This is a genomic window from Duganella sp. FT27W, assembly GCF_009295655.1.
In the GTDB taxonomy this organism is placed as follows: Bacteria; Pseudomonadota; Gammaproteobacteria; order Burkholderiales; family Burkholderiaceae_D; genus Rugamonas; species Rugamonas zoogloeoides.
In genome coordinates, this window is sequence record NZ_WHIV01000002.1 from 236,247 (window position 1) to 248,292 (window position 12,046).

12 protein-coding genes are annotated in these 12,046 nt (G+C 62.4%); 9 read left to right on the top strand and 3 right to left on the bottom strand.

The annotated features are described in order from the left end of the window. Positions 1 to 13: 13 nt before the first annotated feature. The 4 genes from F8197_RS07290 (at position 14) to F8197_RS07305 (ending at position 4,823) form a co-directional block, all read left to right on the top strand. A complete protein-coding gene (locus F8197_RS07290; RefSeq protein WP_056138619.1) occupies positions 14 to 1,411 on the top strand; it encodes a DEAD/DEAH box helicase in 1,398 nt (465 codons plus the stop codon). Between the two features lie 147 nt (positions 1,412 to 1,558). Further along, complete coding sequence (locus F8197_RS07295) at positions 1,559 to 3,187, top strand: retroviral-like aspartic protease family protein (protein WP_227012144.1); 1,629 nt, start codon at positions 1,559 to 1,561, stop codon at positions 3,185 to 3,187. 30 nt (positions 3,188 to 3,217) lie between these two features. Further along, complete coding sequence (locus F8197_RS07300; protein ID WP_152881353.1) at positions 3,218 to 4,453, top strand: MFS transporter; 1,236 nt, start codon at positions 3,218 to 3,220, stop codon at positions 4,451 to 4,453. Positions 4,454 to 4,619: 166 nt separating this feature from the next. After that, on the top strand, positions 4,620 to 4,823 hold the full coding sequence (locus F8197_RS07305) for a hypothetical protein (RefSeq protein ID WP_227012145.1): 204 nt from the start codon (positions 4,620 to 4,622) through the stop codon (positions 4,821 to 4,823). A 45-nt stretch (positions 4,824 to 4,868) separates the two neighbouring features. Here the strand turns inward: F8197_RS07305 and F8197_RS07310 are convergent, their stop codons facing one another. Continuing rightward, positions 4,869 to 5,609: an SDR family NAD(P)-dependent oxidoreductase gene (locus F8197_RS07310; RefSeq protein WP_152881355.1), complete on the bottom strand. Its 741-nt coding sequence runs from the start codon at positions 5,607 to 5,609 to the stop codon at positions 4,869 to 4,871. A gap of 119 nt (positions 5,610 to 5,728) precedes the next feature. On the opposite strand from F8197_RS07310, the gene F8197_RS07315 reads away from it, so the two are divergent. Continuing rightward, on the top strand, positions 5,729 to 6,103 hold the full coding sequence (locus F8197_RS07315; protein ID WP_152881356.1) for a helix-turn-helix domain-containing protein: 375 nt from the start codon (positions 5,729 to 5,731) through the stop codon (positions 6,101 to 6,103). 52 nt (positions 6,104 to 6,155) lie between these two features. Here F8197_RS07315 and F8197_RS07320 read toward each other — a convergent pair whose 3' ends face one another. Beyond that, complete coding sequence (locus F8197_RS07320) at positions 6,156 to 6,413, bottom strand: DUF3297 family protein (protein WP_152881357.1); 258 nt, start codon at positions 6,411 to 6,413, stop codon at positions 6,156 to 6,158. Positions 6,414 to 6,425: 12 nt separating this feature from the next. Then, a complete protein-coding gene (locus tag F8197_RS07325; protein WP_152881358.1) occupies positions 6,426 to 7,631 on the bottom strand; it encodes a cation:proton antiporter in 1,206 nt (401 codons plus the stop codon). Positions 7,632 to 7,773: 142 nt separating this feature from the next. On the opposite strand from F8197_RS07325, the gene F8197_RS07330 reads away from it, so the two are divergent. From F8197_RS07330 to F8197_RS07345, 4 genes are all read left to right on the top strand, one after another. Further along, positions 7,774 to 8,232 (top strand): MarR family winged helix-turn-helix transcriptional regulator, encoded by a 459-nt coding sequence (locus F8197_RS07330; protein ID WP_152881359.1) that lies wholly within the window; start codon positions 7,774 to 7,776, stop codon positions 8,230 to 8,232. 21 nt (positions 8,233 to 8,253) lie between these two features. Next, positions 8,254 to 9,216, top strand: coding sequence for a LysR family transcriptional regulator (locus F8197_RS07335; protein ID WP_152881360.1), 963 nt, complete (start codon positions 8,254 to 8,256; stop codon positions 9,214 to 9,216). Between the two features lie 167 nt (positions 9,217 to 9,383). After that, positions 9,384 to 10,679: a Glu/Leu/Phe/Val dehydrogenase gene (locus F8197_RS07340; RefSeq protein WP_056138638.1), complete on the top strand. Its 1,296-nt coding sequence runs from the start codon at positions 9,384 to 9,386 to the stop codon at positions 10,677 to 10,679. A gap of 109 nt (positions 10,680 to 10,788) precedes the next feature. Then, positions 10,789 to 12,021: a malic enzyme-like NAD(P)-binding protein gene (locus F8197_RS07345; RefSeq protein ID WP_056138640.1), complete on the top strand. Its 1,233-nt coding sequence runs from the start codon at positions 10,789 to 10,791 to the stop codon at positions 12,019 to 12,021. Positions 12,022 to 12,046 lie beyond the last annotated feature (25 nt).

Here is a 12,046-nt window from a genome sequence, read left to right on the forward strand (position 1 = left end):
ACGAAAGAACAGCATGACATTTGAAGCACTTGGTCTCAACACGTCCATCATTAAAGCCCTGACCGATTCCGGCTATACCGCGCCGACCCCGGTTCAGCAGCAGGCTATTCCTGCGGCCATCGCAGGCAAGGACTTGTTGGTATCCTCGCAAACCGGTTCCGGCAAGACCGCAGCATTCATGCTGCCGTCGCTGCACCGTTTGTTCGCATCCGAGCCGGCAGCTGCCGGCAAAACGCCAAACCAGGAAATGCAGGCAGCCCGCGCCCGTGGCGAGCGTCCGCGCTTCAAGGCCGCCCAGCCAAAAATGCTGGTGCTCACGCCTACCCGCGAACTGGCCCTGCAAGTGACTACCAACACCGACAAGTACAGCGTCAACCTGCGCCGTATCAAGGCCGTCTCGATCCTGGGCGGCATGCCTTACCCTAAGCAGATGCAACTGCTGGCCAAGAATCCTGAAATCCTGGTAGCCACCCCTGGCCGCCTGATCGACCACATGGAATCGGGCAAGATCGACTTCTCGCAACTGGAAATCCTGGTGCTGGACGAAGCCGACCGCATGCTGGACATGGGTTTCATCGACGACATCGAAAAAATCGTTGAAGCAACCCCATCGACGCGCCAGACCATGTTGTTCTCGGCCACCCTGGACGGCGTCGTGGGCAATATGGCCCGCCGCATCACCAAGGATCCGCAGGTCATCCAGATCGTCAGCGCTGCCAACAAGCACGAAAACATCACCCAGACGGTGCACTTCGTCGACGACCTGTCGCACAAGAACCGCCTGCTGGACCACCTGCTGCGCGACGAGTCGCTCGACCAGGCAGTTGTTTTCACCGCTACCAAGCGTGACGCCGACACCATCGCCGACCGCCTGAACATCGCCGGTTTCTCGGCTGCCGCACTGCATGGCGACATGCACCAGGGCGCCCGTAACCGCACGCTCGACAGCCTGCGTCGCGGCCAGGTGAAAATCCTGATCGCTACCGACGTTGCCGCCCGCGGTATCGACGTACCGACGATCACCCACGTGTTCAACTACGATCTGCCGAAGTTCCCGGAAGACTACGTCCACCGCATCGGCCGTACCGGCCGCGCCGGTCGTAACGGCCGGGCGATCTCGCTGGTCAACCACGCCGAAGGCATGAACGTCAAACGCATCGAACGCTTCACCAAGCAACTGATTCCGGTGAACGTGGTCGAGGGCTACGAGCCGAAGAAATCGGGCATGGCACCACGCTCGACCTCGCGTCCAGGCGGCTGGAAACCAGGCGACAACCGTGGCGGCGCCAAGCCGGGCCAACGCAGCTTCAGCAATCCTAACGCACCACGCAAGGAAGGCTCGGGCGGCGGCTACAAGGGTAGCAACCCGCGCAGCACCGACGGCGCCCGTCGCAGCTACGGCGATCGTTAATCGCGATTTGCAAGCTGACTAGGTATTAGAATGGCCACCGGAGCGATCCGGTGGCCATTTTTATTTGGGCGCGCGGTTGCTTACGCGTGGAGGTGCTTTTGGGCTACCATGCATGTCACATCCCCTCCTCTACCGAAAGTTTTATCGTTGACTGCCCGTACTCTTTTCCGGCTTGCCGGCGCACTGTGGCTGGCAGTTGCCGCCCTGCCCTCCGCCACGGCGGCGCCCACTGCACAGGCACTGATGGCGCAAGCACGCGTGGCCGTGGGTGGCGAGGCCTGGCGCAACGTCACGACGCTGCAGACGCAGTTCGTGCGCAGCTATGGTGGCAATGGCGGCAATACGGGTAATGACGATCACGAGGAAGCCGGCAGCAGCGACCTTGATTTCGTCAGCGGCCGCTATGCGCAGCGGATTCCGTCGTCGGCAGTGGCGCGGCAGATGTCGCGCTCGGACGGGCGCGATTTCTGGCAGCAGCGCATGGGTCGCGTGGAAAAGCTCGACGCCGCTGCGCCCAATCCCGAACAATACCTGCGCCGGCAATCGTACGGCTGGTGGTTCGCGCGCAGCAATGGCAAGGCACGCAAGCTGGAACTGCGCGGGCCGCGCCGGCATGGCGGTGTCGATTACGCCGTGGTGCAGGTGACACCGCAACGCGGCGCACCGTTCGATGTCTGGATCAACACCGCCACCGGCCGCGTGGAGCGGCGCCAGGAAGTCGTCGATGGCAAACTGCTCACCGTCGATTATCGCGATTTCCGCCGGGTGGACAAGGTCATCATGCCGTTCGAGGAACGCACGCGCGACGGTCGCGACCAGCGCGATGAAGACGTGCTGCGCGTAACCAGCATGGTGCTGAACCGTCCTGCCGCGCAACTCGACTTCACGCTGCCGGCGCCGGCTGCCATCGACGGCTTCGGCGCCGGACGGCGGTCGGTGACGATACCGTTCGAGCCGTGCCAGGCGCACATCTGCGTCGCGATGACATTGAACGGCCAGGGACCATTCCGCTTCATCCTCGACACTGGCGCGCGCAACGTCATCAGCAACAAGCTGCACCGGCGCTTGCAGTTGCCCGTGCAGGGCGTGGCCGTATTGTCCGGCATGGGACCGCAAAGCGAGCGCGGCATGCTCACCACCATCAACCAGATCGGCCTGGCCGGCCTGACCCTGAACCAGCAGGCATTCTTCACCAGCCCCACGCTCGACAACCTGCCCATCGATGGCACCATCGGCTACGAATGGCTGTCGCTCACGCCCACCCGCATCGACTATGCGGCGCGCCAGATCACGTTTTACGATCCCAGGGATTTCGTTTATCGCGGCGCGGCCACGGCCATCCCGCTCACCTTCCACGACCGCACGCCGCAGGTGGCGGCCAAGCTCGACGGCTTGCCCGGGATGTTTACCATCGATACCGGCAGCGACTATTCGCTGACGATGAACCAGTCGTTCGTGGAGCGCCACGGCCTGGTGGCCAAATACGGCGCCGGCGACGTGGTACAAACCGCGCAAGGCATCGGCGGCAAAAGCCGGGTGCTGGCCACGCAAGGCAAACTGTTTGAAATCGGCGACGTGCGCATTGCCGACCCCACGCTGGAACTGGCAACCCACGCCGGCGGCCTGCTCAATGGCACGACTGGCACCGCGATTGCCGGCAACATCAGCAACGGCATCCTGCGCCAGCTCGACATCGTGTTCGACTACCAAGGAGGCAAGCTGTACCTTACCCCCAATTCGACCAACTCGAGCAATAAAGCCGACGCCACCAACTAGCACTTAACCAAGCATTCAACCAAGCCAGCCATGCCAACAACAATAAAATCGCCAGCAACCCCAGCGTTTTCTCGCTACCAGAAAATCGTCGTCGCCCTGCTCGCCTTCCTGCAGTTTGCCGTGATCCTCGACTTCATGATCATGTCGCCGCTGGGCGCGGTGATCATGCCGGCGCTTGCCATCGGTCCGGCCGAATTCGGCCTGGTGGTGTCGGCGTACGCGTTCAGCGCCGGTATTTCCGGCTTGCTTACGGCTGGATTTGCCGACCGTTACGACCGCAAAAAACTGCTGCTGTTCTTTTATACGGGCTTTATCCTCGGCACCGTGTGGTGCGGACTGGCGCAGAGTTTCGAAGCGCTGGTAATCGCGCGCGTGGTGACCGGCTTGTTCGGCGGCGTGATCGGATCCGTGGTGCTGGCGATTGCCACCGACCTGTTCGCACCTTCCATGCGGGGCCGCGTGATGGGGCTGATCCAGACCGCGTTTGCCGCCAGCCAGGTGCTGGGCATCCCGATCAGCATTTATTTGTCGAACCACTGGGACTGGCATGTGCCGTTCCTGGCGCTGGCCGCTTTCGGCCTGGTTGGCGGCTTGGTGGTGGCGTGGCAGATGGAGCCGGTCAATGCCCACCTGGGCAAGCCGCAGGAACACAGCCCCTGGATGCACCTGTATCACACGGTCAAAGTGCCGCACCACCTGCTGGCGTTTGCCACCACCGCCTTGCTGACCATGGGCGGCTTCATGCTGATGCCGTTCAGCAGCGCCTACATCGTCAACAACCTCGGCATCGACATGCAGCATTTGCCCACCGTGTACCTGGTCACCGGCATCTGCACCATTTTTGCCGGGCCGATGATCGGCCGCATCGCGGACAAGCGCGGCAAGTTTCCGGTGTTTTTGTTCGGCACCATCGTCTCGATCGTTACCGTGGTGATTTATACCCACCTGCCGCGGATTTCGCTGCCGGTGCTGATCGTGCTCAACGCCATCATGTTCGTGGGGATCTTCTCGCGCATGATCCCGTTCCAGGCGCTGGCCGCCTCGATCCCGCCGCCCACCCAGCGCGGCGCCTTCAACGCCATCAGCGCGTCGCTCCAGCAACTGGCCGGCGGCGTGGCGTCGGTGGTGGCCGGACACATCGTCAGCCAGGGCGCCGATGGCCGCCTGCAACACTTCGATGTGATCGGCTATTTGATGGTGGCGACGTCGCTCGGCTCGTTGGTGCTGGTGCGCCTGCTCGACCGGCGCGCCCCGGCACGGCCGTAACGGATGTGCGCTAACGCACACTACTGCCGCATGATCAAATATGACCAGAGTTTCACTACATTCAAATCACATATAAAAAAGTTCAATAAAGTTTCCATGTAGCACTATTTCATTTATAATTCCGGGCATTAGACGATTAACTGATATCTCGAAATGGAGTAAGTGCATGAACCCCAGGAATATGGATGCAGCCTGCCTGCGCGCCCTGCGCCGCCGTGGCCACTCGGATGCGACGATTATCGCCATGAGCCCTGAAGAAGCGTTTTGCGAGTATTGCGCCTATCACGGCATCATGAACTTGCAGCCGAACACGCTGCAAATGCTGGATAAACTGCGCGATGCGCCGCCAAAGCAGCAGCTCGCCAATTAACAGTGGTCCCTTCCCCGCACACCAGGTGCGGGGCTCGAGTCAGGCTTACCGGCCGCTGTCGATAATCATGCCGCCATCAGGCGTCAGGCTGTAACCGGTCATAAATTGCGCATCTTTGCTTGCCAGGAATAACGCTACCGGCGCGATGTCGTGCTCCGGCGAACCCCAGCGCCCCAGCACGCTGCCCGGCGGCGGCTTCTCCGGCGCACCCCAGGTATCGGCCATCGGCAACAGGTTGTTGACGGTAATCGCATCGGCGCCCCACTCGCGCGCGGCGGTCCTGGTCAGTGCCCGCACCGCCTCCTTGGCCATGTTGTAAGGGCCGTAACCGGTCATGCCGGACACGCCTGCCAGCGAAGCGAAATTGATCACGCGCCCGGCGCCGCTCGCCTTGAGGTACGGGTAGCACGCCTGCATGGTGCGCAGGTAGGCGATCGGGCCCATGTCGAAATTGCGCTGCAATTGCTCGACCGAGAGGTCGAGCACCGGCGCCGTCACCACTGACGGATCGAAAGCATTGTTGACCAGGATGTCGATGCCCCCCCAGGCGCCCGCCGCCCGCGCCATTGCCGGTCCGATCTGCGCCGCATCGGCCACATCGCACACCACGCCCAGCGCCACACCGCCGTCCGCTTCGATTTCCGCAACCACCTGCCGCACATTGTCGGGCGTGCGCGAAACCACCGCTACGCGCGCGCCTTCGCTGGCGAACAATCGTGCGATGGCGCGGCCGATACCACGTCCTGCCCCCGTTACCACTGCAACTTTCCCATCCAGACGACCCATGCTGTTCTCCCAAAAAGATGTTGGCCACGGCGGCGAAATTTGTCGTCGCCCCATGGCATGCAGTCATCATCTCGTATAGCATTGATCTTCACAAGTAGGATGAAAATCAAGGGGTTAGTATGGAAAACCATAGTATTGAGGGAGCCGAGCTGAATATGCACGAGGAAATGCGCCGCGCATTTTCTCTGCTGTCAGGCAAGTGGAAACTGGAAATCCTGTGGCTGCTGCACCAGCGCCTGCACCGCTTCGGCGAATTGCGCCGGGCCATTCCCGGCATCACCCAGCACATGCTGACAGCCCAGTTGCGCGAGCTCGAGGCCGACGGGCTGGTCACGCGCACGGTATTTGCGGAAGTGCCGCCGCGCGTGGAATATGCGATCACCGACAAGGCGCTGGGACTGGGGCCCACGATTGCGGCGCTGATGGCGTGGTGGGAAGAATATGGCGACACCGTGCCCCGCCGCGCGCCCGGCAGCGGACGCAAGCCGGGATAAAAAAAGCCACCTGCGGTTGCCCGAGGTGGCTTCTTGAATAAGCGGTATCTGCTTACTTGTAAAACGCGGTGACCGCGCCTTTGAGCTTGATCAGCATCGGGTTGCCGCGGCGATCGACTGCCTTGCCGGCTGGTACTTTGATCCAGCCTTCGCTGATGCAGTACTCGTCGACATCCATACGTTCTTTGCCGTTGAAGGTGATGCCAACTTCGTGTTCGAACACGGCGGCAACGTGGTGCGGGCTGCGCGGGTCGATCGACAGGCGATCTGGCAGCGCAGGCTGTTGTGGGGTTTGGATAGGTTCGTTCATCCCATAATTATATCAGCTGGTTTTGACGATCAACTGCGCCGCGCGCCGCAATTTTGGATACACCATCGGCACCGTCAGCATGGTGCTGGCAATGGCCATCAACAGCAGCGCGGTAAAGGTCTCGTTGGTGATCAGGCCCTTGTCGAGCAGGATGTTGGAAAAGATGATCATGATCAGCGCCTTGGTCTGCAACAGCCAGCCGATGATGGACGCTTCGCCCGGACCCCATTTCAGGATACGGCCGGCGATGTGCGTGCCGATCAGCTTGCCCGACAACGACGCCGCCAGCAGCACTGCCGCCGCGATGAACACGGCCGATCCGCCCACCGCCCAGTTGGTGCGCAGGCCCGCGCTGAGGAAGTACACGGGCATGATGGTGATCAGGACGGTCTGGCGCATGAAGTCCAGCCGCTGCTGGGCGAACCAGTGCGCATCCATCACGGCGCCGGCCAGGAACGCGCCCACCATGTAGTGCAAGCCGGCCCAGTCGGCCGCGAACGATACCGCCACCAGCCAGATCAGCGCGACAAACCAGCGGTCGCGCTCCTCGAGCCTGGCCATCAACATGCGGAACAGCCGGGTGGCAACGATGAACACCACGATAAAACCCAGCTGGCGCGTGACGCGGTCCCAGTCGAGCATGATCACGGCCAGCACCGCCCAGATGGCGATGTCGTCGAGGCTGGCGTAGCGCAGGATGCGCTGGCCGATGTTCTCGCGCAGGATCTCGAGCTTTTCCATCAGCAGGATCAGGATCGGCAGCGCCGTCACCGCGCACGCCATGCCCACGCCCAGCACGAACTGCCACGACTGCGCCCTGGGCCCGATCCAGCCGGCAAAGCCCAGCATGCCGGCGGCGGCGATGCAGCCGAACAGCAGTGGCGTGCCCAGCGCCAGGCTGGCGGTAATCGTGCTCTCGCGCCGGTGCTCCCACGCCTTTTTCAGATCGAGTTCGATCCCGGCCAGCATCACGAAAATCATCACCGCCCACCAGGCGATGCCGTTGAGCGACTGCACCACCTGGGGATTGAACACGAAGGTGTAGTACTCGGGGTAGGCGCGACCCAGGATGCCGGGCCCGAGGATCACGCCGGTGATGATTTGCACGATCACCAGCGGTGCGTAATAGTCGGTGCCGCCCACTCGCCAGATCAGGTAGGGCACGGCAAAAATCAGCAGCATCGCGATCAGGAAAATTTCGGTAGTACCCATGTGCATGGTGGTGTCCCCGGATATTATAGGTTTATGAAAACGTTATCATAGCCATCTTGCCGTAACGAATAAACAAATAATTACTTGCTTACTCAAGCATTAATCACGTAATATTCAAAGAATTTACAAGCAAATCGAGGAGCAAGTGATGGAACACGACAATCCGCCAGTGGCGCCCAGCCTGGAATTCACCCTGCGCCTGGCCCGCGCGCAAGCCACGCTGGTACGCCGGCTCGACCAGGTGTTGGGCGGCTACCACGGCATCAGTTTTGGCGACTTCATGCTGCTGCACTACCTGAGCCGCGCGCCGGGCGGCCGCCTGCGCCGGGTGGACCTGGCCGAGCGCCAGGGCCTGACCGCCTCCGGCGTCACCCGCACCCTGCTGCCGCTGGAAAAAATCGGCCTGGTCGAACGCCAGCAAGACCCGCGCGACGCCCGCGTGGCCTACGCCGCCATCACGCCCACCGGGCGCGAGCTGCTGGACAACGCAGTGGTAGTCGCGGAGCAGATCAGCCGTGATTTGCTGCGCAGCTGCCCGCCAGCGCAGTTGAGCGAAATGAGCACGGCGCTGGGCCTGATCGCCGGCATGAACGCGTCCAATTCCTGACCTGCACACGAGAGGATCGCCATGGAAACCAAATGGCTCGAAGACTTCATCTCGCTGGTGGAGACCAATAACTTCAGCCGCTCGGCCGCGCTGCGCCATGTGACGCAACCGGCGTTCTCGCGCCGCATCCAGTCGCTGGAAAACTGGCTCGGCACGGATCTCGTGGACCGCACGTCGTACCCCACCCGCCTGACCCCGGCCGGCATCGTGTTCTATGAACAGGCGCTGGAGATGCTGGCGCAGATCAACGGCGCGCGCGACATGCTGCGCTCCAAGCGCGCGGCCGCGCAAAACAGCATCGACCTGGCCGTGCCGCACACGCTGTCGCTGACGTTCGTGCCCAAGTGGCTCACTGCGCTGGAAACCGATTTTGCACCGATCAACAGCCGGCTGATGGCGGTCAACGTCCACGACGCCGTGCTGCAACTGGTGGAAGGCGGCTGCGACCTGCTGCTGTGCTACCACCATCCGCGCCAACCGGTACAGCTCGACCCGTCGCGCTACGACATGCTGGTGCTGGGCCGCGAATCGCTGCGCGCCTACGCCCGCTGCGACAAGAACCGCGTGCCGGAGTTCGTGCTGCCCGGCACCCGCAAGGCGCCGCTGCCGTTCCTCTCGTACACCAACAACGCGTACCTGGGCCGCATGGTGGAACTGATCCTCGGCGACGCCAAACCGCCGCTGCACCTGGAACCCCACTACGAAACCGACATGGCCGAAGGTCTCAAGATGATGGCGCTCGAAGGCCGGGGCATCGCGTTTTTACCCGAGTCGGCGGTCACGCGTGAACTCAAACAAAAGCAGCTGGCGCGGGCCGACAACAACAGCGCCGACTGGGAAATCGAGATGGATATCCGCCTGTACCGCGAACGTCCTTCGGCCCAGCGGCGCGGCAAGGCCATCGTGGGCCGCCTGTGGGATTTCCTCGAGCAGCGCCAGAACGAGAAGGCGCCGCGCCGGCGCGTGCCGGCCTCGGAGAGATAACCGCAAAGATAGTAAAAATAATGTAACTATGCGTCTTTTGCATAACCGGATGCGCAGACGGCATTGGCCGCTCCTGCGGCGCAGTCCTATGATTCGACACACTGGAACAACGCCACAAGCCCGGTTCCAATATAACGAATTCTTGACGAATCCACAGGAGCACACGCATGACCACCGCGCACCAGCAGCACGTATTGCCTTCCTACCTCAATCCCGACGACCTGGGTCCATGGGGCGTCTATCTGCAGCAGATCGACCGCGTGACGCCGCATCTCGGCTCGCTGTCGCGCTGGGTGGAAACCCTCAAGCGCCCCAAGCGCATCCTGACGGTCGACGTGCCGATCGAACGTGACGACGGCACCATCTCGCACTACGAGGGTTACCGCGTGCAGCACAATATGTCGCGTGGTCCGGGCAAGGGCGGCGTGCGCTTCCACCAGGACGTGACGCTGTCGGAAGTGATGGCGCTGTCGGCGTGGATGACGGTGAAAAACGCGGCGGTCAACGTGCCATACGGCGGCGCCAAGGGCGGTATCCGCGTCGATCCGAAAACACTGTCGCGCAACGAACTGCAGCGCCTCACCCGTCGCTACACCAGCGAAATCAGCCTGATCATCGGACCGAACAAGGACATCCCGGCACCGGACGTCAACACCAACGAACAGGTGATGGCCTGGATGATGGACTCGTACGCCATGATCGAAGGTAACTTGTCCACCGGCGTGGTGACCGGCAAGCCGATCTCGCTCGGTGGCTCGCTGGGCCGCCGCGAAGCGACCGGACGTGGCGTATTCGTGGTGGGCCGCGAAGCGGCAGCACAGCGCGGCGTGGCCATCGAAGGCGCCCGGGTCGCGATCCAGGGCTTCGGCAACGTGGGCGGCGTGGCCGGCACCATGTTTGCGGACGCCGGCGCCAAGGTGATCGCAGTGCAGGACCATACCGGCACCGTCGTCAACCAGGGCGGCCTCGATATCGCCCAGCTGCACAAGCACGTGGCCGAAGTGGGCAGCGTTACCGGCTTCCCCGGCGCCGAAGCGTTCCTGGACCGCGACGCGTTCTGGGGCATCGAGTCCGACATCCTGATTCCGGCCGCGCTGGAACAGCAGATCACGGCGGAAAACGCACCGCGCATCCGCACCAAGATCATCCTGGAAGGCGCCAACGGCCCGACCACGCCGGAAGCGGACGACATCCTGACCGACAAGGACGTGCTGATCGTGCCCGATGTGCTGGCTAACGCCGGCGGCGTAACTGTGTCATACTTCGAATGGGTACAGGACTTCTCGAGCTTCTTCTGGAGCGAGGACGAAATCAACGCCCGCCTGACGCACATCATGCAAGACGCCTTCAAGTCTGTATGGGCCGTGTCGCAGGAGAAGAAGGTAACGCTGCGCACCGCGACCTTCATTCTTGCCTGCACCCGGGTGCTGCAGGCCCGCGAAGTTCGCGGTCTGTACCCTTGATGTAACGAACAGCTTCACATTGCGCCTGCACCGGTTCACGCCCGTGCAGGCGTTTTTCGCTTTAAAAAACGCTTTTAATAATAAGTTGTACATACACGATAAGGAAACCATGAGCACCATTGAACAGAAAGCACTGGCCTACCACCGTGCCGGCCGCGCCGGCAAGATCGCCATCGAAGTGACCAAGAGCGTCGCCACCCAGGAAGACCTGGCGATGGCCTACTCGCCGGGCGTGGCTGCGCCGTGCATGGAAATCGCCCGCGAGCCGGCCAAGGCCTACGAGTACACCGCCAAGCGCAACCTGGTGGGCGTGATCACCAACGGTTCCGCTGTGCTGGGTCTCGGTAACATCGGCGCGCTGGCTGGCAAGCCGGTCATGGAAGGCAAAGTGGTCCTGTTCAAGAAGTTCGCCGGCATCGACGCCTTCGACATCGAGATCGACGAAGCCGATCCCGACAAGCTGGTGGAGATCATCGCCTCGCTGCACCCTACTTTCGGCGGCATCAATCTCGAAGACATCAAGGCGCCCGAGTGCTTCTACATCGAGCGCAAGCTGCGCGAGCGCCTGCCGATTCCCGTCTTCCATGACGACCAGCACGGCACGGCCATCGTCGTTGGCGCCGGCATGCTCAACGCCATCGAAATGACCGGCCGCGATATCGCCACCGTGAAAATCGTGTGCTCGGGCGCCGGCGCTGCCGCCATGGCCTGCCTGGAACTGCTGGTGGACCTGGGCGCGCAAAAGCACAATATCTTCGTATGCGACAGCAAGGGCGTGCTGTCCACCGTGCGTCCGCTGGACGGCGAAAAAGCCGCGTGGGCGCGCGACACGCCATTCACCACGCTGTCGCAAGTGATGGAAGGCGCCGACGTGTTCCTGGGCGTGTCCGGTCCGGGCGTGCTGTCGCAAGCCGACATCGTGGCCATGAACCCGCACCCGATCGTCTTCACGCTGGCCAATCCGGAACCGGAACTGCGTCCGGAACTGGTGCGCGAAGTGGCGCCCGACGCGATCATCGCCACCGGCCGCTCGGACTATCCGAACCAGATCAACAACGCGCTGTGCTTCCCTTACCTGTTCCGCGCGGCGCTCGACTGCGGCGCTTCGACCATCAATCAGGAAATGAAGCGCGCCTGCGTGGTGGCGCTGGCCGACATGGCCCGCAGCGATGCCCGCTTCGGCAAGGACTACGTGGTGCCTGGCCTGCTGGACCCGCGCCTGCTGCGCGGCGTCACGCCGAAAATCGCCACTGCGGCATTCCGCAGCGGTGTGGCCCGTAAAGAGCTGATCGAATCGGAATACGCTGACGACCTGGTCGAACTGGGCGAATCGCTGATCTAAACGTTGTCACACCACCTGCGCCTTG